This is a genomic window from Actinomadura sp. NPDC048955 (genome assembly GCF_040649435.1).
Classification (GTDB): Bacteria; Actinomycetota; Actinomycetes; order Streptosporangiales; family Streptosporangiaceae; genus Spirillospora; species Spirillospora luteofluorescens.
The window spans coordinates 25,812-51,644 of record NZ_JBEZJI010000061.1; the positions used below are offsets into that span (position 1 = coordinate 25,812).

Sequence of the window (25,833 nt, forward strand, 5' to 3'; positions counted from 1 at the left end):
GTCGCCAACCGGAGGAGGAACCCGTGCAAGGACAGGAGACCACGCATCGTGGCCGGGGGCACGCGCTGGCGCGGCGCTGGCCGACGGCGGTGGCCATCGCCGCCGCGGCGCTCATCTTCGGCGGCGGTCTCGGAGACGTGGACGAGGCGGTGTCCGGGTTCGGCGAGCTGATACTCCTGCTGGCCCTGGAGTACCTGATCCTCGACCGGATCGGCCGGCGCGGCGCGTCCTGGCCCGTCATCGGGGCCATGGTCGCGGCGATGGTCGTGATCGGCGCGCTGGACGCGGTCCCGCTGTCCGCCGTCATCGTGGCCGCCGCGCTGGTCCTGCTGGTCTGGGGTGCCGTCGCCGGGACGCCGAACGGGCGGGCCGTCTTCGGCGTCCAGGCGGCGGGGATGCTCGGGTTCGGCGCGATCGCGTTCGCGGGCCTGGCGGTGGACCCCGATCTCGGCCGCTACCTGGTGGCGGCCGGCTGGTTCCTCCACGGGGTGTGGGACGCCGTCCACCTGAAGCTCGACAAGGTGGTGTCCCGCTCCTACGCCGAAGCCTGCGGCGTGGTCGACCTGGCGGTCGCCGCCATGCTCGTCTTCCTGCTCTGACCGCTGCCTCGACCATGGCGGCGCCCCGCTCACTCGTCGTCGGACTCCGCGGGGGCCAGGTCGGTGGAGTTGCCGGTCAGGGAGCCGTTCGAGGAGCCCGGGGACATCCCGCTGGACGCGCCGCTCACCTCGTTGATGATGTCGCTGCCGGGGCTGCCGTCGCCCTTGGCGACGTTGAGGGAGCGGTCGATCTCCAGCCAGCTGTCGTTTCCGGCGTCGTCGCCGCTGTTGTAGGTGTTCAGGGCGTTCACGCCGATGTTCGGAGGGTTCGCCGCGGAGGCCGAGGCGGCGTGCGCGCCGGTGGCGGTGAAGGCGGCGACGGCCAGGAGAAAGGTGATGAGAAGGCGGTGCATGACGTCCTTTTCAGGCGGTGACGGTGCTGGGCTCGGGGGACGCGAAGCGCTGGGCGAGCCAGGAGCACACCACTAGTTGGAGTTGGTGGTAGAGCATCAGGGGGAGGACGACCGTGCTGACGCGGGCGTCCTCGAACAGAACCGCCGCCATGGGCAGGCCGCTCGCCAGGCTCTTCTGGGAGCCGCAGAACAGGATCGCGACGTGGTCGGGCCGGGAGAAGCCGCCGAGGCGCGAGACGAGTCCCGTGGCCGCGAGCGCGAGGGCGAGCAACGCCGCGACGACGACTGTCAGAGTGCCGAACTCCGCCGGCGCGAGGTCGTTCCAGACGCCGCTGACGACGCCCTTGCTGAAGGCCGTGTAGACCACGAGCAGGATCACCGCGCGGTCGTAGCGCGACAGCGCCCGCCGGCGGGCCCGGACCTGGTCGCCGATCCAGCGCTGGGCGGCCTGGCCGAGCAGGAAGGGCAGCAGGAGCCGGACCGCGATGTCGCGGACGGAGCCGAGCGAGAACCCGCCGTCCCCCGCCGAGATGAGCGCGGCGGCCAGCAGCGGGGTGAGGACGACGCCGAGCAGGTTGGACAGCGAGGCGCTGCAGATCGCGCCCGCCTCGTTGCCCCGTCCGATGGAGGTGAGCGTGATCGACGTCTGCACGGTGGACGGCAGGACGCAGAGGAACACCACCCCCGCGTACAGGGGCTCGCTGAGCGGTGCCGGGGTCAGCGGCGCGCAGGCGAGCCCCAGTACGGGGAAGACGAGGAACGTGACGGACGAGATCGCCGCGTGCAGGCGCCAGTGCCGGAGCCCGTCCAGCGCCTCCACGGTGCGCAGCCGCGCACCGTAGAGGAAGAACAGCAAGGTGATCGCGACCGTGCCCGCGCGGTCCAGGCCCGCGGCGAGGGAGCCGCCGGCCGGGAACACCGCGGCGATTCCCACGGAACAGAGAATCGCCGCGATGTAGGGGTCGATGTGCAGCCGCGCCAGCGTCGCGGAGATGGTGCGCATTGGCCCTCTGCCTCTCGTGACGTGCCGCCATCGGCCGCCCGGACGCGGGTCAGGCGAGGAGGCCCGCCAGTTCCGGCCTGGGGTGGTTGCGGCTGATGTTGCGTTCCAGCAGGGCCAGCGACTCCCGGACCCCGACGCTCCCCGCGGTGTGCTCGGGCAGGCGGCCGTCGTCGCGCTTGAGCCGGACGATCGCCTCCTCCATGGCGCTCTGGGCGGCGAACAGGCACGGGGTGCTGTAGATCGCGACCTTCACGCCGAGCTCGGTCAGCTCCGGCAGCGAGATGCGCGGCGACTTCCCGCCCGCGATCTGGTTGAACAGCAGCGGCTTGTCGCCGATCACCGTCCGGACCCGGCGGATCTGCTCGACGCTCCGGACGCCGTCGACCAGGACGACGTCGGCGTCGGTCCGCGCCAGCGCCTCGGCGCGGGCCAGGACCTCGTCCTCCTCGCCGGCGTCGGTGCGGGCGACCACGACGAGGTCGCGCCGGGTCCGCAGCACCATGTCGAGCTTGTCGAGGTACTCCGGCAGCGGCAGGATCCGCTTGCCGTCCACGTGCCCGCAGCGCCGCGGCCGCTGCTGGTCCTCAAGGATCACGCCGGACGCGCCGATCAGCTCCAGCTGCTCGATCACGTGGCAGGCGACCTCGGGGTCGACATAGCCGTCGTCGATGTCCACGAGCAGGTGCCGCCCGGGAAAGGCGAGCCGCAGCCGCTGCACGAAGGCGACGATGTCGGGCCAGGCGATGAAGCCGATATCGGGAAGGCCGTAGTGCGACGCGGCGAAGCCGAAGCCGGACACGAAGAGTCCGTTGTAGTGCTGCGCGGCGACGGAGGCGGAGAACATGTCGAAGACCCCGATCAGCGGGGTCGTCCCTTCCGACATGATCTCTCGTCGTAGCTCTTCTCCGTAGTTCACCTTGCTCCCCTTTCGTCATCATGGGCGCGGGCGACTTGTCCGACTAAGACGGAACACCACAGTTTGTGGTGAGCACACGGCAGTCGGTATTCCGTGTCGTGAATAGTTACCCATGCGAAAAGCAAAACGCGGGTAAAGGAAACGGAGGGAGGAGGCAAAAAGGCAAAGCAATCGGCCCGATTTGTTGGGCGATGCGGGGAATTGTTCTTTTACTCGTCGCGACCGTTCACGGAAGTGCGCTTGACCGTGCCGAGCCGCCCGGGTCCGCCCGCCCCCGCCGGCGAGCGGACGCGCACGGCGAACGCCGGGTGAACGCGCTGGAACCGCCGGGTTTCTACGCCCCTCGAAATACACATTGAATATCTAGTGCTTTTCACCTGCTAGAAGGGGGTCGTTTTCCTCAACTACTCTCCCGTAGCTGTGGTCCCCGCGAGAAGACCGGAACGCCGCCGCATGCGCAGGAGCATGCGGGTCCGGCTCATGCCGGTCGCCGTCATCTTTCTCGCGGACTTTCCTCGCAAGCCTGACAAGAAATGCCATGGCGAGCGCGGCCCGCCCGCGGCGGGGCCGACGATGGGCAGCTCCCAGAACCACCCGGCTCATCGGTGTCGTGCCCGACCATTCGCAAGTCCAGGCCGCGAGAAGACGACGGCCGCACCGGAGGGCCCGGGACGGGCCTTCGCACCCCGAGCGAACCCGCCGTTCCGGGTCGCGCCCCCGCTCTGGTCACGAGCGCGACGGCCCCGGCGGCATGAATCCCCCCGATTGGAGAACCGTCATGCGCAGACTGATGCAGGCGACCCTGGTCGCGTGCGCCCTCGCGCTCGCGATGTGCGGTGTGACGTCCGCGAACGCCGCCGAGCCCGCCGGCGAGGGCGGCGTGCCGATCATCGGCGGCCACAACGCCACCGAGACGTACTCCTGGATGGTGTCCCTGAGCAACGGCTGCGGCGGCAGCCTGGTCGCGTCCCAGTGGATCGTCACGGCGAACCACTGCGGTGCGGCGTCGCAGGCCCGGATCGGCTCGACCTCCAAGAACTCCGGAGGCGAGGTCCGCCAGATCGACCGGCGCACCACCCGGTCCGGTACCGACCTCACGCTGATGCACCTGTCCACCCCCGCCCAGTCGGCTCCGGTGAGGATGGCGCAGTCCAACCCCGCCGCGGGCACCCCCGTGCGGCTGCTCGGCTTCGGCTGCATGAGCTGGCCGAGCTGCAGGACCGCCACCGTCCTCCAGGAGATCGACCTGACGATCCTGCCCAGCGGCCGGTGCGCGGCCGGCGGCGGCACCGCGAACGACGTGTGCGTCTCGGGCGACCGGACGCACTCGGCCTGCCACGGCGACTCCGGCGGCCCGGCCGTCGTCGGCACCCGCGGCGACTGGACGCTCGTCGGCGAGACCCACGGCCCCGGCGACAACATGGGCGAGTGCGCCACCACCACGCTCTACACCGGCATCGCGCCGTACCTGTCGTGGATCAACCAGCAGATCGGCCGCTGACCCCCGCACCCCCACCCCCGTAGGAGTTCCCCATGTCCCTCCGCAAGATGATGGTCGCGCTGGCCGTCACGCTCGGGCTGTCCTTCCTGGTGCCCGCGCTGGTCGTCGAGCCGGCGTCGGCCGCGGCCCCGGTCGCGGTCCGCACGATCTACTACGACGCCGGTTCCGCGCAGGAGTTCAGGTCGGCCGTCGACCAGGGCGCCGCCGCCTGGAACGCGGCCGTGCCGGCGATCCAGCTCAAGGCCGCGACGGGCTCGCAGGCCACCATCAAGGTCTACGCCGACAACGGCTGGCCCCGCACCTACATGAACGGCTTCGGCCGCGCCACCATCTACATGGGACGCGAGGCGGTCAACGACGGCTTCTACCCGCCGAGGATCGCCGCGCACGAGCTCGGGCACGCCCTCGGCCTGCCCGACAACCGCAACGGACGCTGTGACTACCTGATGTCCGGCCACAGCTCGCCGACGTCCTGCCAGAGCACCACCCCGCACTCGACCGAGGCGGCCCAGGTCACCCGCAACGCGGGCGGGTTCGCACCCGCCGCGCTGAGCCGGCGGACCCGGTACGTGGACTGCTTCGTCTTCTGACCGTCCGGCTCTACCGACCGCATCGCACCGCGGGCACACCGGCGACACGTGCCCGCGGTGCAGCGCGTCCGGCCCCTCCCCGGGCTTCGCGGGCCACGCGGGCCCCCCTGGTGGCGCGCGGCCACAGCGGGTAGGGAGGAAGCAAAGGGGGGTTCAGCCCTGGCCGAATCTCGGGACGGCCTCCGGCCGTCAGGGCGGCGAGTCGATGCGAGGTGGGTGGCGATGTGCAGGTGGATGGCCTACTCCGGGGATCCCGCCCTGGCGGAGGCCCTGCTCTTCCGGCCGGCCCACTCCCTGATCAACCAGAGCCTGCACGCCCGGCTGGGAGAGGAGACCACGAACGGGGACGGCTTCGGCATCGGCTGGTTCGGGGCGCAGCCGTACCCGGGCGTGTACAAGAGCGTCCTTCCCGCCTGGAACGACCCGAACCTGCGCGAGATCAGCCGGGAGATCCGCACCCGGCTGCTGTTCGCGCACGTCAGGGCCTCGACCGGCGCCGCGGTGCAGCGCAGCAACTGCCACCCGTTCCGGCACGGGCGGTGGCTGTGGATGCACAACGGGGCCATCATGAACTTCCCCCTGCTGAAGCGGGACGTCATGCTCGCGGTCGACCCGTCGCTCTACCCCGACGTCGAGGGCACCACCGACTCCGAGGCCCTGTTCTACCTGGCGCTCACCTTCGGCCTGATGGAGGATCCGCCGGGCGCGGTGGCCCGCGTCATCGGCCTCGTCGAAGACCTCGCGCGGCGCCGCGGGGTGCCCGATCCGCTGCAGATGACGGTGGCCACGAGCGAGGGCGAATCCATCTGGGTGTTCCGCTACTCCAGCCTGGGACGCACAAGGTCGCTCTTCTACTCCACCGACATCGCCCAGCTTCGCAGGCTCTATCCCGCCCTGGACGTCCTCCAGCAACTCGGGACGGACGCGCGGTTCGTCGTGTCCGAGCCGATCCACCACCTAGAGGGTGCCTGGACGGAGGTACCGGAGAGCTCGTATGCGCTCGTACGGCCCGGCACGCATGAGCTGCATCCGCTCGTCCCGGTCCGGACGCGCCAGCAGACCACCGCGTGACCGTTCCGGCGGCGGCTCCCCGGGGCGGCGCGGCCTCAGGCCGGCCTGGGCGGGGCGATCAGGCGCCAGGCGCCGGGGTGCAGGGTCCAGGACCGGCTGGTGTAGGGCCCGGACACCTCGCCGTCGCTGTTGCTCCGGAACTCCTGGCCGCTGATCGTGACCTTGCGGGCCTTGGTGTGCAGGACGTCGTCCCGGTAGCGGTGGCTGCCGTCGCGCAGGCGCAGGGCGTAGGCGATGCGGGCGATGGGGCCGGTGGCGGCGGAGACGACCAGTTCCAGCTTTCCGTCCCCCGGATGCGCGTCCGCGGCCAGCTGGGCGGAGCCGCCGGCGATGCCGGGGGCGTTGCTGAGCGCGACCATCAGGAACTTGCCCTCGGCGACGAGCTCGCCGTCCGCCTCGACCCGCTGCCGCCACCCGGAGTGCCGCAGGCCCGCGATGACCGCGCCCAGCGGGAACGCCGCGACCTTGAGCGTGCTCTTGAACCGCGTCGCGCTCTCGGCGGCCGAGGCCCCGATGCCCACGTGCACGGCGTTGAGCGTGACGCGGCCGTCCTCGTCGACGATCATGTCCAGCTCGCGGTGCCCGCCGTCCAGCAGGAGGCGGACGGCCGCGTCGGGGTCGAGCGGGATGCCGAGGTTGCGGGCGAGGTCGTTCCCGGTGCCCATCGGCAGCAGCCCGACCGTCCGGTCGAGCTCGCCGCGCCGGTGCAGGGTGCTGACGAGGCGGTTGATGGAACCGTCCCCGCCGGCGGCCACGACGACCGCCTCGCGGTCCTTGTCCAGCGCCGCGTCGAGGTCGTCGGGCGCGACGCAGGGGCAGACGGTCACCTCCCGCCCGGCGTCCCGGAGCAGCTCGGCGACCCTGTCCAAGGTCTGGGCGTCGTGCGTACCGGCCTTGGCGTTGGTGAAGAGAATCATGGTCCTCAGATCGGCCGTGCGGAGCCTCCGGGGGCGTTGCTCGGCGACGGAGGCCTGGGGGGATCCCACACCGCCTCTGCCTTCCCTCCCCCGCCCGGATGATGCAGGTGGCGGGGTGTAGGAAGGGTCACGGCGTCAGGGCGCCGGGGAGTAGCTCTGCAGCTCGCCCTGGCGCGCCTGGACCGGGGCGTTCAGGGACCCGCTGCCGGCGTGCTGGAAGCGCAGGGTGAGCGGGACGAACTGCCCCGACTGCAGCGGCTGCTTGAGCCCGCGCAAGATGATCTTCGGTGCGGGGCCGACCTGGACGTCCTGGCCCGCCGGGAGCTGGAGGGACCCGCCGACGATCTCGACGGACGCGGCCTGGGGCGTGGAGACCGACGTCAGCGTGTCGGTCCCGGTGCGGGGGGCCGCGCTCCCGGACGCGTTGCGGCTCTCGGTGTCGCTGGGCGAGTTGACCATGGTGAGGTAGACGGGCGCCGACCCGCCCTGCCCTATCGTCTGCCCTCCCTCACCGCCGAGGACGAAGAGGTTGCGGATGCCGACCTGCCCGACCTGCCCGGCGACCCCGGCCGCGGGCGACACGTCCGTGCTCGTCGGATTGTCGCTGCAACCGGCCAGGAGCGCGCTCGCCAGCAGCACCGGCGCGGCCGGGGCGAGCACGGCACGCGCGGTCTGAGCGAAGTTCATCGTCTCCCCGATCTGAGGTCACCCCGACCTGCCGAAGATCCCTCGGAGCGGAACGGACCAAACCCTCGCGTGCGTAAAGCCCGGGCACATCCGCAGGTCCGCACGCCCGCACGTCCGCACGCCCGCACGCCCGCACGCCCGCACGTCCGCGCGAGGGCGCGGCGGCCCCTCACCGGGTGACGCGGATCTTGGATTGGCCGTGCGGGAGCTCTTCCCAGTCGTCCATGAAGCGGGCGGTGAAGCCGTGGCCCTCGGCCAGGGAGGTCAGGGTCTCGGTGCGGTAGTAGAAGTCCTCGCGCAGGACGTGGTGCTCGGTTCCCTCGGTGCGGTCGAAGGTGAAGTCGAAGAAACCGCCGGGTGCCAGGACGCGCCCCACGTTCGCGAGGCATTCGTCGATGACCTCCAGCGGCGAGTGGCTGAAAACGCTGTGCGCGTGGACGACCGTGAAGTGCGCCCCCGGGAGGAAGCGCAGTTTCAGGTCGTCGACCAGCGTCAGGTGCGGCAGTTTCTCGCGGAGGTCGTTGCGGACCAGGGTGTGCTGCGCGGCGAGCAGAATGTCGGGCGAGATGTCGATGCCGTAGTAGTTGCCGGCGTCGAGATAGTCGATGAACCGCCAGCCGGCGCGCAGGTTGCCGCAGCCGATCTCCAGGAGGCGGTCGTCCGGTTTGAGGCCGTGCCTGAGCAGGTAGTCGAACTGCATCTGTCCGAGTGCGAGCCAGCGTTCGCGGGTCGGGCTGCCGACGGCGGCCTCCGGGCTCCTCGCCGCGTCCGCCCTCATGACGGCCCGGTAGTAGGCGACGTGATCGCGGCTGGACGCCCGGAATTTCAGATCTCGTGCCACTCGCGACAGATATGAACCGATCTTGTCCGGGTTCTGGGCGGCATATCTCAGCCGATACGCCAGGCTCGCACGATTCCGGCTGGTGGGCGGCAGCGCTTTCGTCATCGGGCTCGTCCCCCAAAGAGCACCTGCGGTGATTGACCCGTGACCTACCCGCCCGCCGCGTCCCGTAAAAGCGGGGTGCGGCGGGCGGAGCGCGCACGATCAGTCCCGGACGCGGGGAAGGCCGAAGCCATCGAAAAGAGATGGGTCCATAAAGCTCGAAATATGTGCGATTCCGGAACGAGTGGGGGTGAGGACCATGAGGGAATGCGCGCGCAGAACACCGTCCTCGCCGCGCAGGTACGCGCCGAAGGCGGGCTGCCCGTTCGCCCGGACGGGCACGAGCAGGTTGGGGTCGCGGCCGAGCGGCAGCCTGGCGGCGAGGAGCCGGCCGATGGCCTCCCGGCCGGCGAACCAGTGCGGGACGGGCGGCATCTCCCAGGCCGCCTCCTCCGTGAGCAACCGGGTGAGCGCGGGGATGTCGACCGTCTCGAAGGCCCTGGCGAACCGGTCGAGCAGCTCCCGGCGCCCCGGCTCGTCCGGCTCGACGATCTCGTCGCTGGCGGGGACCAGCCGCTCCAGGCGCGACCGGGCGCGCAGCAGCGTGCTGTTGACCCCCGCCCCGGTCATCCCGAGTATTCCGGCGACCTCCGCGGCGGGCCGGCCCAGCACGTCCCGCAGGACCAGCACGGCCCGCTGCCTGGCCGGCAGGTACTGCAACGCGGCGATCAGCGCCAGCCGCAGACCGGCCCGCGCGGCCACGACCGCGGCCGGATCCTCCGGCACGCCGCCGACGAGCCGGTCGGGCAGCGGCTCCAGCCAGGGCACCTCCGGGGCCCGCGACCCGGGCGGCGGCACGTCGTCGGACGCGGACGCGAGACCGGACGGCAGCACCCGCCGGCTGCTGTGCTCCAGGGCGTTCAGGCAGGCGTTCGTCGCGATCCGGTACAGCCAGGTGCGCAGCGACGCCCGGCCGTCGAAGCCCGCGTACGACCGCCAGGCGCGCAGGTACACCTCTTGGACCAGGTCCTCGGCGTCGTGGACGGAACCGAGCATCCGGTAGCAGTAGGCCAGCAGCTCTCGCCGGAACGGGTCCGTCATCCGCCCGAACTCCTCGGGTCCGGCATTTCTCTCGTCGGTCTTCACAGGACACACCTCCCCATGTACTGACCGGTGACCGGGGCCGGATTCGTCGGCCTCCGCCCGCTGAATACCGCCCGCGCGGCCGGTTTGTACAGGCGAGGGCGAACGTCGCCTGACCACCCGGAGGGAACGCGCATGGCGCAGAAGACAAGAGGCGGTCTGCTCGGCCTGACCGCGACGGCGTCGCTGATGGTGGCGCTGGACGCGACAGTGGTGACGACCGCGCTGGCCAGGATCCGGCTGGACCTGGCCGCCGGCATGGAGCAGCTCGAATGGACCGTTAACGCCTACGGCCTCAGTTTCGCCGTCCTGCTGATGACCGGCGCCGCGCTGGGCGACCGCTTCGGGCGCAGGCGGATGTTCGTCAGCGGGCTCGGCCTGTTCACGGCGGCGTCGGCGGCCTGCGCGGCGGCCCCCGGGATCGGCTGGCTGATCGCCGCGCGCGCCGTCCAGGGGTGCGGGTCCGCGCTGGTGATGCCGCTGGCGATGGCGCTGCTGAGCGCCGGGTTCCCGCCCGCGCGGCGCGCCCGGGCCCTCGGCGTCTTCGCCGGGGTCACCGGGCTGGCGGTGGTGGCCGGGCCGGTGGTCGGCGGGGTCGTCACCGAGGGGCTGGCCTGGCAGTGGATCTTCTGGCTGAACGTGCCGATCGGGCTGGCGGTCATCCCGCTGGTACTCCGGTACGTCCCGGAGAGCCGCGGCGGCGGGGGTTCCTTCGACCTCGGCGGCGTCCTGCTGGTGACGGGCGGCGCGCTCGGGCTGGTCTGGGGCCTGATCCGCGCCAACGGCTCCGGTTGGGGCGCCCTCGAGGTGGACGGCGCGCTGGCGGCCGGGGCCCTGCTGCTGGCCGCCTTCGTCGCGTGGGAACTGCGCGTCCGGGAACCGATGGTGCCCATGCGGCTGCTGCGCTCGCGCGGCTTCTCCGCGGGCAACGCCGCCGGGCTCCTGATGTACGCGGCGCTCTACGGCTCCCTTTTCTTCATGGCCCAGTTCCTCCAGACGGTCCTCGGCGCCGGTCCGATGACCGCCGGGCTCCAGCTCGTCCCGTGGACGGCGACCGTGACGGTGGTCGCGCCCGCCGCGGGGGCGCTGGTGAACCGCGTCGGGGCCCGCCCCCTCACCGCCGCCGGGCTGACCCTCCAGGGCATCGGAATGGGGTGGATCGGCCTCGTCGCCGGGCCGTCGACCGCGTACCCGGACCTGGTCGCGCCCATGGTCATCGCGGGCGCCGGGATCAGCATGGCGATGCCCGCCGCGCAGACCGCGGTCATCAACTCCGTCGCGGCGCGGGAGATCGGCAAGGCGTCCGGCGTCTTCAACGCCCTGCGGCAGCTCGCCGCGGTGCTCGGCGTGGCGGTCGCCGCCGCGGTGTTCACCGCGGAGGGAGGCTACGGGACCGCGCGGACCTTCTCCGACGGCTTCGGCCCCGCCCTCACGCTCATGGGCGCGCTGTCGCTGGCCGGCGCGGTCGCCGGCCTGTTCATGCCCGGACCGGACCGGGCGGCCCGGACGTCGCCCGCGCAGCCCGTTCCGCGGCCTGCACCCGAGCCGACCCGCTAGACGCGGAGGCGCCGCGCCGCCGGGCGGATCCGCGGCTCACCGGAGTCCGGCGGCGTAGTCGGCGAAGCGCTCGTCGACCTGCTCCGGGGTGAGGCCGAAGTCCGCGAGCGAGTACCGGTGGGCGGGTTTCGCCGCGCCGGTGGAGCTCTCGCCGTGGAGCCTCGCCATGGCGGCGCGGGCGTCGCCCGTGAACGGCAGCCCGAACCGCGCGTAGACGGACTCGACCGTGCCGATCGGGTCGCGGACGAAGTCGTCGTAGTGGACGTCCGCGAACCGCGCCGGGTCGTGCCGCTCCCGTTCGGCGCGGAACAGGTCGAGGCCCCGGCCCCACAGGTCGAGCTGGTCGCGGCCGATCACCGCGCCGGTGAACACGTCCGACCATCCCGCGGTGGCGTGCGCGGCGAGGCTGCACATGGACGCCATCGCCGTGCGCGGCGTGCGGTGCGTCTGGACGATCAGGGCGTCGGGGTAGACCTCCAGCAGCGCGTCCAGCGCGAACAGGTGGCTGGGGTTCTTCAGCACCCAGCGCCGGCCGGGGTCGTTCAGGCCGATGAGCTGGAGGTTGCGGCGGTGCCTGCGGTAGGCGTCCGTCCAGTCCCGCCCGGCGAGCCAGGACGAGTAGGACGGCAGGTGCGCCAGGCACTCGAACGAGATCGACAGCATGCTCTGCCGGAGCAGCTGCCAGCACTCCTCGACCGAGTCGGCCGAGATGTAGTGGACGCCCATGAACTCGGGGTTGTCCACGTGGTGCCGCCGGTATCCGGCGTCGATCGCCTGGAAGACCGGGTCGTCGGCCCAGGTCTCGCGCGGCGGGCGCGGCTGCGGCACCTCCGCCAGCCACAGGTCGAGCCCCTGGTGCGCGGGGTCGGCGGTGAGCAGCCGGTGCAGCGCCGTGGTCCCGGTGCGGGGCAGCCCGGTCACGAAGATCGGCCGCTCGACGGGGGCGTCCGCGTGCTCGGGGTGGCGCCGCCAGGCCGTCTCGGAGAACTGCCGGGCGGCCAGGGCGCCGCGCAGCATCGCGCGCTGCGCCCTGTTGCCGAGGGGGGTGAGCCCGGCCTCGGCGGCCAGCGACTCCAGCAGCACCTTCAGACCGTCGAGGTACTCGTCGCCGCCGAAGTCGTCCGATCCGGTGATCTTGCTGGCCGAGGCGTGCAGGTCCTCGACGGTCCCCACGCTGTCGCGACCGTTCGTCATCGGTCCGCCCTTCCTAGTGGTGCCACTCGCCGGAGTTGACGTCCAGGCACTGCCCGGTGACGGCGCGGGCCAGCGGCGACAGCATGAACACGGCGGCGTCGGCGACCTCGTCGGGTTCGGGCAGCTTGCGCAGGTCCGTCGTCGCGGCGTTCTCGTCGTAGACCTGCTGCGCGGTCACGCCGCGCTTCTCCGCGAGGTGGTGGAAGTACCACTTGAGGTTGGGCGCCCAGATGTAGCCGGGCGCGATCGTGTTGACGCGGATCCCGCGCGGCCCGAGCTCGGTGGACAGGTTCTGCGCCATCGCCAGCAGCGCCGCCTTCGCCATCTTGTAGGCGCCGAACGTCCGCCGGGAGTGCCGCAGCACCGCCGAGTTGATCATGACGACGGAGCCGCGGGACTCCTCCAGCGCCGGGACGAACAGCCTGGTCAGATGGAGCGCGGCGAGGACGTTGGTCTCGAAGCCCGCCCGCACCGCGTCCAGGTCGACCTTCGTCAGATCGGTCAGCGGCGGGGTGGCGAAGGCGTTGTTGACCAGGCCGTCCACCCGGCCGAACGCCTCCCGCGCCGCCTCGGCGAGCCGCTCACAGGCCGCCGCGTCCCGGATGTCGGTGGGGACGGTCGCGGTCCGCCGCCCGAGCTCCTCGACCTCCTTGGCGACCTCGGCGAGCCGTTCCTCGTTGCGCGCGGCGAGCACGACGTCGGCCCCGGCCCTCGCGCACTGGAGCGCGAGACCCCGGCCGAGTCCCGGACCCACGCCGGAGATGACGACGACCTTGCCGTCCAGCAGTCCCGCGCCCATCAGCCCAGCATCCTCTTCGCGACGGCGGTCTGGCGGGCGGCGATCCGCTCCGCCCATTCCCGCCTCGCGACCCGCTGGGTCTCGTGGAAGGGCAGGACGCGCGGCAGATCCTCGAACGGGACGACCTCGACCTTCGGCCCGTCCTCCGGCGTGAGGTCGCGGGTGAGCCGCTGCCAGCGGAACTGCAGGTAGCCGCGGCGGTGCCCGGTCCGCTCGATCCAGTTGGCGAGCCCCGGATCGCGCTCGCTGACGACGTACCGGATCATGCCGTCCTCGTCCACGCGGGCCTGGTCGGCGGTGAGGCTCGTCTGGTGGTTGATGTAGTCGAGCGAGACGTACCACATGCTGCCGAGCTGGAAGCCCTGGTAGGGCGCCACCGTGCGGTCGGCGGCCGGGGCCGTGACGACCATCGCCTCGTCGTCGTCCAGGTCGAAGTGGCCGACGGACGAGAACTGCGTCGCCAGCCCGCCGGGCGTGGGCCGCGGCTCGGTCAGCGTGTTGACCGGCAACTGCAGGTAGTGCCATTCGGGGAAGGCCAGGAAGGTGCGGATCCTGGACACCAGCATCTTGCCCGCTATCTCGTACCGCCTGGCCATCCGGTCGGATGGGACCGGCAGCGGGGACGTCCCGAGCGTGTCCGCCCGGTGGATGCGGATCTCTCCCGGTCTCTCGTTCTCCCAGTCGCTGAAGACCTCGCGCACGATGAGCATCGCGGAGCCGGGGGCGAGCGCGACGTACCCGGGCCCCGCGTCCCGCTTCGGCGGGCCGAACCGCAGCCGGAACGTCCCGTCCGCGGCGATGTCCAGCTCCCGGTCGTCGAACGCGGTGAGGCTGTCGGGCGACTTCGCGGGCGAGTAGTCGCCGTTCATGACCTGGAAACTGAGGTCGGCGGTCGTGCCCCGGCGCCCGGTCACGACGTATTCGGCGTCGTCCCGGATGTAGGCGTGGAAGTACAGCGTGTCGGGGTTGTCGAGCCCGAGCTTGGTGTACGGCCCGGTGGACGACGCGAAGAACGGATAGTCCCGCTGGTAGGCGCCCACCATGTGCAGCGACGCCTTGATGCTGCCGGCCAGGTAGTCGAGGCCCTCGGCGAGATCCTGGTCGGTCTTGACGTGCGGCGCGGCGCGGATGATCCGCTCCGCCTCCACGACCGCGTCGGCGAACGAGCGCGTCGCGGCGCCCACGCGGTCGGTGCTGCCTTCGGCTGGGTCGGTGGCCACCGGGCTCTCCTCGGATCGCGGGCGCGAGGCCGTGCTCTGGCGGGACGGAGACTAGAACGCGTTCTAAGTGCGGGGCAATGCCGCGGTCCCGCTCAATGGGAGGTGGTGAACTTCAGGCTCGGCGCGTCGTCCAGCGACACCATGTACTCGTAGGTCCGCCGGTGCCCGGTCCTCTCGACCCGCCACGCGCCGCCGTCCCGGCGGTAGACGTCGTGGTAGAAGGCGGCGCCCCGGATGAGCAGCCGGGCCCCCGGGAGGATGATCGTGTCGTCCAGCGACCAGATCCCCGTCGCCCGGTCCCCGTCGATCTCGATCTCCGGGCATCCGGCGGTGTGGGCGCTGATCTTGTCCGGGCCGAGGTTGGACCGCATGTACTCGACGATCGCGTCCCGCCCCTCCAGCCTGAGCGTCTCGCCGAGCACGGGCGTGTCGTACTCCGCCACCGCGTCCTCGGTGAACACCCCGGCGAACTCGTCCCACAGCTTCAGGTCGACGCACCGCAGGTACCGGTGCTTGAGCCGCCGAATCTCTTCCAGCGCAACCAGATCCATGCGCCCCAGCCTCCTAGCTCCACCCGCAAAACACAAGAACACGTTCTACCTCCTGGGCGGGTCAACGGGGCCGGGGCGTGCCGCTCCGGCCGGGCCAAAAGATCCGGCAAAAGGTTGGCATCGGTTGATCGGTACCCGCCGGGCCGGTGCCAACGGGCCGCGCGAGATCCACCAAGTCCTCCACGCCGCGATCCCAGTGCCCGGTAAGGGAAGCGGACGCCCGCAGGCATCGGAACGGCCCCGAGCCCCGGATGCAGTCCCGCCGGCCGGGCGCCCGCCGTCGCCGTCCCGGCCCGCCGGCGGCAATTACGCTGGTAGAGGTGATGGCACCGGTCATACTCGTGGTAGATCACGACGCGGGTTCGCGGCAGGTCCTGCTCGCCGACCTCACGCGACGGCTGGGCGAGGCGTTCACCGTGAAGGGCGCGAGTTCGCCCGAAGAGGCATGCGACGCGTTGAAGGAGATGACGCGGGCAGAGGAGCCCGTCGCGCTGCTCATGGTGGACGACGCCTGCGCCGACGTCCTGCCGCGGGCCCACGAGCTGTATCCCAACGCCAAGCGCGTGCTGATGGTGGACCGCGACTACACCTCGACCAGCCCGGCCGTCCAGGCGATCGCGCTCGGGTACGCCGACTACCACCTCGTCCGGCCGTGGACGAACGACGAGACGATGCACCGCGCGGTGAGCGAGTTCCTGTCCTCGTGGACGGAGGAGCAGGAGCCGACGTTCGAACTGTTCCGCGTCGTCGCCGACCTGGACGACCCCCGGATGCTGCGGCTGCGCGACGTGATGGCGCGCTTCAACCTGCCGTTCGTGGTCCACCCGCCCGGCGAGGAGACCGGGCGGCGGCTGCTGCGGGAGGCCGGCGTCGACGCGTCACGGCTGCCCGTGGTGATCCGCTACGACGGCCGGGCGTACGTGGACCCGCAGATCCCCGACCTCGCGTGCGCGATCGGCGTCAGCGTCGAGAACGACCTGGAGGTCTGCGACGTCGCCATCGTCGGCGCCGGGTCGGCCGGGCTCACGGCGGCCGTGTACGCGGCGTCCGAGGGGCTCGACACCGTGCTGCTGGAACGGGCGTTCTCGGGCGGGCAGGCCGGGACGAGCCCGATGATCAGGAACTATCCGGGGTTCCCCCACGGCATCGCCGGCGGCTACCTGATGGAGCGGACCTGCGAGCAGGCGTGGCTGATGGGCGCGCACATCGTCTTCGCCCAGCAGGCGGTCGGCCTCGAACGCCGGGGCGACCGGCGGGTGGTCCGGATGGTGGACGGCACCGAGGTCAGCGCACGCGCGGTGCTGATCTCCACCGGCGTCGACTGGCGGCGGCTCGGCGTCCCCGGCCTGGAGGCCCTCGTCGGCTCCGGCGTGTTCTACGGCATGGCCGTGGGCGAGAGCCGCGCGATGCGGGGCCAGGACGTCTTCATCGTGGGCGCCGGGAACTCGGCGGGCCAGGGCGCGCTGCACCTGGCCAAGCACGCCCGCACGGTCACGCTGGTCGTCCGGGGCGACAGCCTGGCGAAGTCGGCGTCGACCTACCTGGTGCGCGCCATCGAGTCGACGCCGAACATCACCGTCCGCCGGCGGACCGAGGTGGTCGGCTGCGGCGGCGGCGAACGCCTGCGGTCCCTGACGCTCGCCGACCGGGCGGCGGGCACCACCGAGCGGGTACCTGCCGGCGCGCTCTTCATCATGATCGGAGGGGAGCCGCACACGGAGTGGCTCCCGGACGGCATCGCCGGTGACGAGCACGGCTACCTGCTCACGGGCCGCGAGATCTACGACCGGGCCCCGTCCCGCTGGCCCCTCGACCGGGACCCGATGCCGCTGGAGACGAGCATGCCCGGCGTCTTCGCCGCGGGGGACGTGCGGAAGGACTCGATCAAACGGGTCGCGTCGGCGGTCGGCGAGGGCGCCACGGCCGTCCGCTCGGTCCACGAGTACCTGGCGCTCTGAGCGAGCGGCCGCGCGAAGGTAGGCATAACTCCACCGCGATGGGAGGGGCACGCCCACGGACGGCCCATGTCCCGCCCCGGCAAAGTGTTCCGCAGACGCAGATTCGTGCTCGCCCCTGAGAAAGGCACTCTCGTGGACACAGTTCTCGCCCGGCGCTTCACCGGTTGGACCGGCCTCGCCTCCGCCGCGGCCCTCATCGTCGGGGTCCCGCTGTACTTCGTCTACTCGGGCCCGCCGCCGGACTCCAACGTCCTTTCCCGCCTCCTCCTGCAAATCCTGGCCCTCGGATTCCTGCTCCTCTTCGTGACGGGTTTCCGCGAGCTGGTCAAGAGCGTCGACTCGCGGTACGAATGGGCGGGCAACTTCGCCTTCGCCGCCGGGCTCGCCTACGTTCTCGTCACCCTCGTCTCCAGCGGGCTCGAAGCAGGGGCCGTCATCGCCGCCGACCAGCCGATCGACCCGACCATCTCCGTCAGCGGGACCTACATCCTGTACGGGTCCATCGGGCGCATGCTGCTGGCGTTCTTCCTGGTCGCGCTGGGTTACGCGGTGCGGAGCACCGGCGCGCTGCCGCGCTGGACCGGCATGTCCGCCTACGTGCTCGCCGCGATCAACGTCGCCTTCATTCCCTCGCTCTTCTTCGGCAACGAGCCGGCCTTCTTCTACGCCGCCAACGGCTGGGGCACCACCGCCTCCCTGGGCGCCATCCTCAGCTACTGGCTGCTCACGATGGGCATCGTCACGCTCCGGGGTGAGCGGAGCGCCGCCCGCCGCCTGGCGAACGGAACGCTGAGGGTCCACGGCTGACTCCCGGGAATTGGGCCCGACGGCCGCCGAAGGCAAATCGCCTCGGCGGCCGTCGGCCTTTTGGCGACTCGGCGCGAGCGGCGACCGCAAGGGAGTCCGCCAGGTTCATCCAGCGGCATTCCGCGGTCACCTCGCGTTCACCGGGGAGCCGTTTCCTCTCGCTAGTCATGGTACGTGCGCGCCATTCTCGTGCTTTTAACTCTCGCACTCGCGCTGGTGGGATGTGCGACCGCCAAGGCCTCGATCCACCGCCAGGACGTCATCGTGGTCGGGGTCAAGGCGGACCAGCCCGGGCTCGGGCTGCGGAAAGGCGGAGTGTTCCAGGGGTTCGAGGTCGATGTGGGCGGCTACATCGCCCGCCGTCTTGGGGCGTCCCACGTGACGTTCCGCGAGGTCAGATCGGACGACCGGGAACAGTTGCTGAGCCGGCACGCCGTCGACCTGGTGCTGGCGTCGTACTCGATCACCCCGGACCGGGCCAGGCTCGTCGACTTCGGCGGGCCCTACTACGTCGCCCACCAGGACGTCATGGTGCGGCGGAGCGAGACCCGCGTCCGGAGCGTGCGCGACCTGGCGGGGCGGAGGATGTGCCAGGCCAGCGGGTCGGTCTCGACCGAGCGGGTGGTGGTCGGCCTGAGCATCCCCGCGAAGCTCGTCCCGGGCTCCTCCTACAGCGACTGCGTGGCGAAGCTGCGGTCGGGGGCCGTGGACGCCATCTCCACCGGAGACCTGGTCCTCGCCGGGTTCGCCGCCCCGGACCTGAGAATCGTCAACGCGCCCTTCACCGACGAACGGTACGGGGTCGGGATGCGCAAGGACGACGCGGACGGGTGCGAGGCGGTGAACCGGGCCATCACGACCATGTACCAGGACGGGACCGCGCGCCGCCTGCTGGACAAGTGGTTCGGGAAGAGCGGGCTCACGCTCGTCCAAGAGGTCCCCGAGTTCGAGGGCTGCTCGTAATGTCGGAGGCCCTGGCTATGGTCGAGACGTGGCTGAGGACAGGGACGCTTGGGACGAGCTCTTGGCAGCGGGCTTCCTCCACGCCCTGCGGGAGGCCCACCGCGAGGCGACGCTGGCCGTCTTCGGCGGGCTGAGCCGGGCGGCGGGGTTCACGGAGCGGACGTACGGGGTCGGCGCCTTCGACGCGCTGGCGTCGCAGATCGACCGGGTCTTCGAGGCCGGGCCGCAGGTCGTCCGCGACGACCTGAACGGCTCCCCCGGCTGGCGGTACGGGCCGTACCGCGTCCTTCTCAAACGGCACGAGTTCGGGAACGTCCGGGGCATCCGGTGGGACCGCGACAGCCCCACCAAGCAGGCCGTGGCGCGGCAGACCTACGTCGAGGACCCGCAGCTCGTGCTCCCGCTGGGCATCGAGGCGCGCGACACGCCCGGGGTCGTGACGCTGGTGCTCGCGCACAGCGCCACCGAGGCGCCGCTGGAGATGGAGCTCTTCCTGGGCCGCCCCCGGTGGAACGCCGACGGCGGCACCGCCTGGCACTGGGTCAAACCCCTGGACGACACCATCGGGCCCGATCCACGTCGTAAGCTCGTCGAGCGGACGATGCCGCTGTGGGACGACCGGGAAGAGGACGTCCCGATGCGGCTCCGCGGGGAGACGAAGACGGCCTAGCAGAAGGTGGCGCGGGGTGCTGTTCGACTGCGAGCGGCTGACGCTCGCCCGGCGGCTCAGGGGCCTGCGCAAGAACCAGCTCGCGCAGGCCGTGGGGACGACGCCGAAGGCGATCGGGCAGTACGAGGCGGGCGTGCAGAGGCCCGAGGAGCCGACGCTGCGCCGGCTGGCGATCGCGCTGGGCGTGCCCGTCGAGTTCTTCCAGAGCGGCCGCAGCCCGGTCTCCATGGACGGGGCCCACTTCCGGTCGCTCCGGTCCACGACGCAGATCGAGCGCGACCAGGCGCTCGCCTACGGGCGGATCGCCACCGACGTCGTCGCCGTCCTCGAAAGGCTCGTCGACCTGCCCGAGGTCGACCTTCCCGAGTACCCGGTCTCGCCTGAGGAGATCGCCGGCCCGGGGCCCGCCGAGGCGGCCCGGCTGACCAGGAAGTCGATGGTCGAGCGGGCCGGGCCGGTGCCGCACGTCGTCCGGCTGCTGGAGTCCCACGGCGTGATCGTCCTCGTGCTGCCGCGGGCCGCCGAGCGGGTCGACGCGTTCAGCGTCGGCGTCCACCCGAGGCCGATGGTGTTCTTCAACCCGGCCAAGGGCGACTACTGGCGCAACCGGTTCGACGCGGCCCACGAGCTGGGACACCTGGTGATGCACGCCGACGCCGAGCCCGGCGAGAAGATCGTCGAGGACCAGGCGCACCGGTTCGCGGCGGAGTTCCTCATGCCCGAGGCCGACATCGCCGGCGAGCTGCCCGCGGGCCCCGACTGGGACCGGCTGGCGGAGCTGAAGGCGTCCTGGGGCGTCAGCATGGCGGCGCTGCTCTACCGGGCCCGCACGCTCGGGATCATGACCGAGCCGGTGTACCGCAACGCGATGAGCGCGCTGAGCTCGCGCGGCTGGCGGCGCCAGGAGCCGGGCCCGGCCCGCCCGCTGGAGCAGCCGACGATGCTGACCCGCGCGCTGGAGGTCGTGGCGGGCGCCGGCTCGGACCGTGACCGGATCGCCGGAGACGCCCGGGTCACGCGCGCCGATCTGGACCTGCTCGTCCCGCGCCGCTGACCCCTCCTGGAACGCTCCCGCCCGCGCGTTCAACACAATGGCCGGATTTGTAAAGCGGCGGCGCCAGATACGTATCTCTGTCGAGAGGTCACCTGCGCGTTCACCATTGCCTGTGAGACCCTCCGAGCGTATTGCCGGACCCACGTACGGAACGCTGGAGAACTGGTGCTTGACAATCGGCTGGCGAGTCCCACCGCGTTGCGCATGCAGCTCGGGGCGCGGTTACGGCGGATGCGCGAGGAGAACGGTCTCAGCCGTGCGGAGGCCGGCGAGGTGATCCGCGGCTCGGCGTCCAAGATGAGCAGGCTGGAGCTCGGACGGCACGGCTTCAAGATCCGCGACGTCCTCGACCTGCTCACCCTCTACGGCGTCGAGGACGAGGACGAGCGGAATGGCTTCGTCCAGCTCGTCCGGGAGGCGAAGAAGCCCGGCTGGTGGCAGGGCCACGGCGATATCGTGCCGGGCTGGTTCGAGCAGTATCTCGGCCTGGAACAGTCGGCGGCGACGATTCGCGCTTACGAGGTGCAGTACGTCCCCGGCCTTCTCCAAACGCGCGAGTACGCGCGGGCCGTCATCGGCCTGGAACACCATGACGCGGCCTATGACGGCCTCGAACGGCGCCTGTCCCTCCGGATGCGGCGGCAGGAGATCCTGCACCGCGCGACCGGCGCGACCACGCTCTGGGCGGTGATCGACGAGGCGGCGCTGCGGCGGCCGATCGGGGGGCCGCGGACGATGCGCGGCCAGATCGAGCACCTGATCGCGGTGTCGGAGCTGGCCAACGTGAAGGTGCAGGTGCTGCCGTTCGCGGCGGGCGGGCACCTGGCGCTGGGCGGGCCGATCACGATCGTCCGGTTCGCCGAGCACGACCTCGACGACGTGGTCTACCTGGAGCAGCTGACCGGCGCCCGCTACCCCGAGGGCCAGGAGGCCGTCCGCTACCAGAAGATCATGGATCTGCTGGGCATCCGCGCGGCCCGCCCCGCCCGCACCACGGCCTTCCTCCGGGACCTGCTCGGCGAGCTCTGATCCCCCGTGCGGGCGAGCGGCTCCCCCTCCGGCGGGAGGAGCGCCCGCCTCCGCGATCACTAACGTCCCCCGTGACATGGACGGACGAGTGCGCGGGCGGCGGGAATGAACGGTTCGGCGACGGTCGTCGCCTTCCTCATCGGAACGGCGATCAACACCTGGGTCATGGCGTACGGGGCGAGGAGCCTGCTCGACACCCGGTTCCCCCTGTTCCGGACGCTCGTGGCGGGCGCGGTCGGGCAGGCGGTCGCGAGCCCGATCATCAGCGCACTGATCGGCGACCTGCGCCCGGAGCGGGATCCCGCTCCGCTGACGTGGTTCGTCTGCCTCGGCTTCGCGTGCGCGCTCCTCGTCTCGATGACGATCCTGGTGCTGTGGGAGGCGTTCGTCCCGACCGGGACCGTGTCCTCGCCGCTCTACTGGTTCGGCGCCGTGCGGTCGCGGATCTCGCGCACCCGCCGCTACCGGCGCATCTCGTTCATCTTCCTGCGCCACGGCCTCGGCCCCTACCTGCGCGGCCGCGCCCGCCCGAACGCGCACACCGCGCGCTCGTTCACCCACGCCCTCGAACAGGGCGGCGTCGTGTTCGTCAAGCTCGGCCAGGTGCTGTCGACGCGGCGGGACGTCCTGCCGCCGGAGTTCGTCCGGGAACTGGGGCGGCTCCAGGACTGCGCCGCCCCCGTCCCGTGGCCGCACATCGAACGCGTCCTCCGCGAGGAGCTCGGGGAGACGGGCGACGTCTTCGCCGAGTTCGACCGGACCCCGCTCGCCGCCGCGTCCATCGCGCAGGTGCACCGGGCCACGCTCCGGTCCGGCGAGCGGGTCGTCGTCAAGATCCAGCGGCCGGGCGTCCGCGCGGTGGTCGAGCGCGACCTCGACATCGTCGGCCGCCTCGCCCGGACGCTCCACGACCGCGCCGGATGGGCCAGGTCGTTCGGCGTCGTCGACCTCGCGGCCGGCTTCGCGGCCGCGCTGCGCGAGGAGCTCGACTTCCGCGTCGAGGCCCGCAACATGGCATCGGTCGCGGCCACCGCCAAGGGCGGCGACGTCGTCATCCCCCGCCCCCACGGCGACCTCTGCACGAGCCGCGTCCTCGTCATGCAGCGCCTGGACGGCGTCGCGCTCAGCAAGGCCGGCCCGCGCGTCGACGCGGAGGGCCTGGACCGGACGGGCCTCGCGCGCACCCTCCTCGACACGGTGCTGCGCCAGATCGTCCAGGACGGCGTCTTCCACGCCGACCCGCACCCCGGCAACGTCCTCCTGCTCGACGACGGCCGTCTCGGCCTGATCGACTTCGGCTCCGTCGGACGGCTCGACACCGAGCTGCGCGGCTGCCTGCAGCGCATGCTCCTCGCCATGAACCGGGGCGACGCGACCGCGGTGACCGACGCGTTCCTGGAGGTCGTGGCCCGTCCGGACGAGCTGGACGAGCAGGCCCTCGCCCGCGCGCTCGGCGCCTTCATGGCCCGCCACCTCGGCCCGGGGACCAGCCCGGACCTGGCCATGTTCACCGACCTGTTCCGCCTGGTCGCCCGGTTCGACCTCGCCGTCCCGGCGGAGATCGCGGCGGTGTTCCGGGCGCTCGCGACGCTGGAGGGCGGCCTGAGCGAGCTCGCGCCCGGCTTCGGCATGGTCAACGAGGCGCACGCGTTCGGCGAGTCCTACCTGCGCGAACGGCTCCAGCCCGGCTCCCTGCGGGAGGCCGCGAACGACGAACTGCTGGGCCTGCTCCCGATGCTGCGCCGCCTCCCCCGCCGCCTCGACCGCATCACCGCCGCGGCGGAGGCGGGCCGGCTGAGCGTGAACGTCCGCCTGTTCGCCGACGAGTCGGACCGCCGCACGGTCACCGGCCTCCTCCAGCAGGTCCTGCTCACCATCCTCGCGTCGACCGCCGGGGTGATGGCGGTGATGCTGCTGGGCCTGAAGGACGGCCCCGCGATGACCCGGGACGTGACGCTCTTCCAGTTCTTCGGCTACTGCGGCCTGGTCATCTGCTCGGTCCTCTCCCTGCGCGTCCTGGCCGTGGTCTTCCGCCGCTGACCGGCCCACCCGCCCCACCTGATCGAACATGTGTTTGACTCGGGCCGGTACAGTGGGGGAATGTTCCAAGGGTCGTTGCTGGACGGCACGGACGAGAGAGGTCCGCGGCCTCTGAGCGCGGTGCGGCGAACGCCGCTGGAGCACGGCGCGTGGGTGGACGTCCTGCCCGGCTGGATCCCCAACGCGGACGCGCTGTTCGAGCGGCTGCTCACGTCCGTCCCGTGGCGGGCCGAGCGGCGGCGCATGTACGACAAGGTCGTCGACGTCCCGCGCCTCCTGGCGTTCTACGACGAGAAGGCCGAACTGCCCGATCCCGTCCTGGACGAGGCGAAGGCGGCGCTCGACGAGCACTACGCCGAGGAACTCGGCGAGCCGTTCCGGACGGCCGGCCTCTGCCTCTACCGGGACGGGCGCGACAGCGTGGCGTGGCACGGCGACACCATCGGGCGCGGCTCCACGCACGACACGATGGTGGCGATCCTGTCGGTCGGCACCCCGAGGAGCCTGCTGCTCCGCCCGCGCGGCGGCGGTCCCGCGATCCGGCGCGACCTGGGCCACGGCGACCTCATCGTCATGGGTGGGAGCTGCCAGCGGACGTGGGAGCACGCCATTCCGAAGAGCGCCCGCGTGACGGGCCCCCGGATCAGCGTCCAGTTCAGGCCGCGCGGGGTCCGCTGAGCAAAGCGGGCACACCTCGCCTCATGGCACCATGAACGGTGATTCGTGAGGAGGCCCGTTGCAGCGTCTGGTCGTGTCACACTCCTCCCCCCGGGCGTATCGGACGGTACTGGACGCGTTGCAAGCGCCGGTGCCGTACGCCGACGCCGGGCGGCACATCCTGATCGAGCCGGGTTCGTATCCGAACACGGGGTTCCGCAGTTCGGGCGACTTCGTCCTGACGGCCGTCGGCGGGCCGGGCACGGTCACCCTGGACGGCGCCACGGACGCGACGATCGAGGTCACCGGAATGGTGACGCTCCAGGGGCTCATCGTCCGCAACTGGAGCGACGAGGGCCTCGCGCTGGACGCCGCGGAAGGCAGCGTCCTGGCGGAGCACTGCGAGTTCGTGAGCCGCTCAGACGTGGCCGTGCGCGCGGCCTCCGGCGCGCAGCTGGCGCTGAAGCAGTGCCAGGTCCAGGACGGCGCGATCGTGTACGCCGCCGCGTCCGGGATCGTGGAGGGCACCTCCGTCACCGGAGCCGAAGGCAACGCGATCGCCATCCGCAGCGGCAGCACGGTCACCCTCCGGGCGTGCCGGATCAGCGACGCGGGCGGCCACGGCATCTGGGTGACCGAGGGGTCGCGCCCGCTGATCGAGCAGTGCACGATCAGCGGCCCGACGAGCGCCGGGATCCGGGTGGACGACCGCGCGGACGCGGCGATCCGCAACTGCGCGTTCCACAGCTCGGGCCAGTCGTCCCTGATCGCTCTGGACAGGGGCAAGGCGGTCGCGGAGGACTGCCTGATCGAGGACGCGGGCGCCGACGCGCTGTGGGTGGCGACCAACGGCTCGCTCACCGCGCGCCGGATCAGGATGGAGGCCCCGCAGCGGACCGGCGTGGTCGTCGAGAAGGGCGTCGCCCTCCTGGAGGACTGCGAGATCAACGGGGCGGGCACCAACGGCCTGTCCCTCATCGCGCACGCGGACGTCACGTTCGTCCGGGGCCGGATCAGCGACACGGGGAAGATCGGCGCGGGGCTCGCCTCCGGCGCGCGCGTCGTGCTGGACGGGACGACGATCAGCGGCAGCGGGCTCGCCGGGGTGAGCGTGGAGGGCGGCGGCCGGCTCGCCCTCCGCAACTGCACGGTGGTGGACAACCACGGCGCGGGCGTCATCGCGGGCGAGGGCGCGCACATCGACGTGAGCGGCCTGATCAGCGAGCGCAACCAGCGACCGGACAAGCTCGACGGCGGCCCGCAAGCCGGGACGACCGCGCAGGTCACCGTGCCGACGCAGGCGGAAGAGGCCCCGGCCGCGGCGAAGCCCAGGACGATGCCGCCGCCCGGGGAGGGCACCGGCGGGCCGTCGGCGGACGTGCTGCTGGCCGAGTTGGACGCGATGATCGGTCTGGCGGGGGTCAAGCGTGAGATCCGCATTCTGACGAACTGGCAGAAGGTGGCCGAGCAGCGGCGGTTGGCGGGGCTCCCGCCGGGTCCGTTGATCGGCCGGCACATGGTCTTCGCGGGCCCGCCCGGAACCGGTAAGACGACGGTGGCGCGGCTGTACGGCGGCATCCTCGCAGCGCTGGGTGTGGTGGCCAAGGGCCAGGTGGTCGAGGTCAGCCGGGCCGATCTGGTGTCGGAGAACATCGGCGGGACGGCGCTGCG

25 protein-coding genes are annotated in these 25,833 nt (G+C 71.9%); 14 read left to right on the forward strand and 11 right to left on the reverse strand.

Going from position 1 to position 25,833, the window contains the following annotated elements; all coding sequences use genetic code 11:
• The first annotated feature begins 23 nt into the window (after positions 1-23).
• Positions 24-599 carry a hypothetical protein gene (locus AB0C84_RS37340; protein WP_361075411.1) on the forward strand — a complete coding sequence of 192 codons (576 nt, stop codon included), beginning with the start codon at positions 24-26 and terminating at the stop codon, positions 597-599.
• A gap of 29 nt (positions 600-628) precedes the next feature.
• Here AB0C84_RS37340 and AB0C84_RS37345 read toward each other — a convergent pair whose 3' ends face one another.
• From AB0C84_RS37345 to AB0C84_RS37355, 3 genes are read right to left on the reverse strand one after another with little or no spacing between them, the layout of a single operon-like run.
• Complete coding sequence (locus AB0C84_RS37345) at positions 629-952, reverse strand: hypothetical protein (RefSeq protein ID WP_361075413.1); 324 nt, start codon at positions 950-952, stop codon at positions 629-631.
• Between the two features lie 10 nt (positions 953-962).
• Positions 963-1,955: a bile acid:sodium symporter family protein gene (locus tag AB0C84_RS37350; RefSeq protein ID WP_361075415.1), complete on the reverse strand. Its 993-nt coding sequence runs from the start codon at positions 1,953-1,955 to the stop codon at positions 963-965.
• 49 nt (positions 1,956-2,004) lie between these two features.
• A complete protein-coding gene (locus AB0C84_RS37355) occupies positions 2,005-2,838 on the reverse strand; it encodes an isocitrate lyase/PEP mutase family protein (protein WP_258945052.1) in 834 nt (277 codons plus the stop codon).
• Between the two features lie 811 nt (positions 2,839-3,649).
• On the opposite strand from AB0C84_RS37355, the gene AB0C84_RS37360 reads away from it, so the two are divergent.
• The 3 genes from AB0C84_RS37360 to AB0C84_RS37370 all read left to right on the forward strand — a co-directional run bounded on the left by AB0C84_RS37360 (position 3,650) and on the right by AB0C84_RS37370 (position 6,033).
• A complete protein-coding gene (locus tag AB0C84_RS37360; RefSeq protein ID WP_179844624.1) occupies positions 3,650-4,372 on the forward strand; it encodes a trypsin-like serine protease in 723 nt (240 codons plus the stop codon).
• A gap of 32 nt (positions 4,373-4,404) precedes the next feature.
• Positions 4,405-4,962, forward strand: coding sequence for a snapalysin family zinc-dependent metalloprotease (locus AB0C84_RS37365; protein WP_361075417.1), 558 nt, complete (start codon positions 4,405-4,407; stop codon positions 4,960-4,962).
• A 222-nt stretch (positions 4,963-5,184) separates the two neighbouring features.
• Positions 5,185-6,033, forward strand: coding sequence for a class II glutamine amidotransferase (locus AB0C84_RS37370; protein WP_361075419.1), 849 nt, complete (start codon positions 5,185-5,187; stop codon positions 6,031-6,033).
• 35 nt (positions 6,034-6,068) lie between these two features.
• Here AB0C84_RS37370 and AB0C84_RS37375 read toward each other — a convergent pair whose 3' ends face one another.
• The 4 genes from AB0C84_RS37375 to AB0C84_RS37390 form a co-directional block, all read right to left on the reverse strand.
• Complete coding sequence (locus tag AB0C84_RS37375) at positions 6,069-6,950, reverse strand: diacylglycerol kinase family protein (RefSeq protein WP_361075421.1); 882 nt, start codon at positions 6,948-6,950, stop codon at positions 6,069-6,071.
• A 135-nt stretch (positions 6,951-7,085) separates the two neighbouring features.
• Positions 7,086-7,637 carry a copper chaperone PCu(A)C gene (locus AB0C84_RS37380; protein ID WP_361075423.1) on the reverse strand — a complete coding sequence of 184 codons (552 nt, stop codon included), beginning with the start codon at positions 7,635-7,637 and terminating at the stop codon, positions 7,086-7,088.
• A 169-nt stretch (positions 7,638-7,806) separates the two neighbouring features.
• A complete protein-coding gene (locus AB0C84_RS37385) occupies positions 7,807-8,583 on the reverse strand; it encodes a class I SAM-dependent methyltransferase (protein WP_361075425.1) in 777 nt (258 codons plus the stop codon).
• Between the two features lie 99 nt (positions 8,584-8,682).
• Complete coding sequence (locus AB0C84_RS37390; protein WP_361075427.1) at positions 8,683-9,666, reverse strand: sigma-70 family RNA polymerase sigma factor; 984 nt, start codon at positions 9,664-9,666, stop codon at positions 8,683-8,685.
• 132 nt (positions 9,667-9,798) lie between these two features.
• Between AB0C84_RS37390 and AB0C84_RS37395 the strand changes: the two genes are divergently transcribed.
• Positions 9,799-11,220 (forward strand): MFS transporter, encoded by a 1,422-nt coding sequence (locus tag AB0C84_RS37395; RefSeq protein ID WP_361075429.1) that lies wholly within the window; start codon positions 9,799-9,801, stop codon positions 11,218-11,220.
• A gap of 36 nt (positions 11,221-11,256) precedes the next feature.
• Here AB0C84_RS37395 and AB0C84_RS37400 read toward each other — a convergent pair whose 3' ends face one another.
• The 4 genes from AB0C84_RS37400 to AB0C84_RS37415 form a co-directional block, all read right to left on the reverse strand.
• On the reverse strand, positions 11,257-12,414 hold the full coding sequence (locus tag AB0C84_RS37400) for a sulfotransferase (protein ID WP_361075431.1): 1,158 nt from the start codon (positions 12,412-12,414) through the stop codon (positions 11,257-11,259).
• Between the two features lie 13 nt (positions 12,415-12,427).
• Positions 12,428-13,213 (reverse strand): SDR family oxidoreductase, encoded by a 786-nt coding sequence (locus tag AB0C84_RS37405; protein WP_339156339.1) that lies wholly within the window; start codon positions 13,211-13,213, stop codon positions 12,428-12,430.
• Positions 13,213-14,433, reverse strand: a complete 1,221-nt coding sequence (locus tag AB0C84_RS37410; protein ID WP_361075433.1) for a hypothetical protein — start codon at positions 14,431-14,433, stop codon at positions 13,213-13,215. The genes AB0C84_RS37405 and AB0C84_RS37410 overlap by 1 nt, the downstream gene beginning before the upstream one ends.
• Before the next feature lie 92 nt (positions 14,434-14,525).
• The gene (locus tag AB0C84_RS37415; protein ID WP_361075435.1) at positions 14,526-14,984 is read right to left on the reverse strand and encodes a nuclear transport factor 2 family protein; all 459 of its coding nucleotides are present in this window, start codon (positions 14,982-14,984) and stop codon (positions 14,526-14,528) included.
• 323 nt (positions 14,985-15,307) lie between these two features.
• Between AB0C84_RS37415 and AB0C84_RS37420 the strand changes: the two genes are divergently transcribed.
• From AB0C84_RS37420 to AB0C84_RS37460, 9 genes are all read left to right on the forward strand, one after another.
• Positions 15,308-16,942, forward strand: a complete 1,635-nt coding sequence (locus tag AB0C84_RS37420; protein WP_361075437.1) for an FAD-dependent oxidoreductase — start codon at positions 15,308-15,310, stop codon at positions 16,940-16,942.
• Between the two features lie 132 nt (positions 16,943-17,074).
• Positions 17,075-17,749 (forward strand): hypothetical protein, encoded by a 675-nt coding sequence (locus AB0C84_RS37425; protein ID WP_361075438.1) that lies wholly within the window; start codon positions 17,075-17,077, stop codon positions 17,747-17,749.
• Positions 17,750-17,965: 216 nt separating this feature from the next.
• Entirely contained in the window at positions 17,966-18,712 is a 747-nt protein-coding gene (locus tag AB0C84_RS37430; RefSeq protein ID WP_258945067.1) for a glutamate ABC transporter substrate-binding protein, read from the forward strand.
• Positions 18,713-18,740: 28 nt separating this feature from the next.
• Positions 18,741-19,382, forward strand: coding sequence for a hypothetical protein (locus tag AB0C84_RS37435; RefSeq protein ID WP_339156334.1), 642 nt, complete (start codon positions 18,741-18,743; stop codon positions 19,380-19,382).
• Positions 19,383-19,398: 16 nt separating this feature from the next.
• Positions 19,399-20,436, forward strand: coding sequence for an XRE family transcriptional regulator (locus AB0C84_RS37440; protein WP_339156333.1), 1,038 nt, complete (start codon positions 19,399-19,401; stop codon positions 20,434-20,436).
• A 165-nt stretch (positions 20,437-20,601) separates the two neighbouring features.
• On the forward strand, positions 20,602-21,465 hold the full coding sequence (locus tag AB0C84_RS37445) for a helix-turn-helix transcriptional regulator (RefSeq protein ID WP_312879290.1): 864 nt from the start codon (positions 20,602-20,604) through the stop codon (positions 21,463-21,465).
• A 105-nt stretch (positions 21,466-21,570) separates the two neighbouring features.
• Positions 21,571-23,505 carry an AarF/UbiB family protein gene (locus tag AB0C84_RS37450; protein WP_361075441.1) on the forward strand — a complete coding sequence of 645 codons (1,935 nt, stop codon included), beginning with the start codon at positions 21,571-21,573 and terminating at the stop codon, positions 23,503-23,505.
• A 60-nt stretch (positions 23,506-23,565) separates the two neighbouring features.
• On the forward strand, positions 23,566-24,183 hold the full coding sequence (locus AB0C84_RS37455) for an alpha-ketoglutarate-dependent dioxygenase AlkB (protein WP_361075443.1): 618 nt from the start codon (positions 23,566-23,568) through the stop codon (positions 24,181-24,183).
• A gap of 73 nt (positions 24,184-24,256) precedes the next feature.
• Positions 24,257-25,833: right-handed parallel beta-helix repeat-containing protein (locus AB0C84_RS37460; protein ID WP_361075445.1), on the forward strand; the 1,577-nt coding region annotated here is incomplete at its 3' end.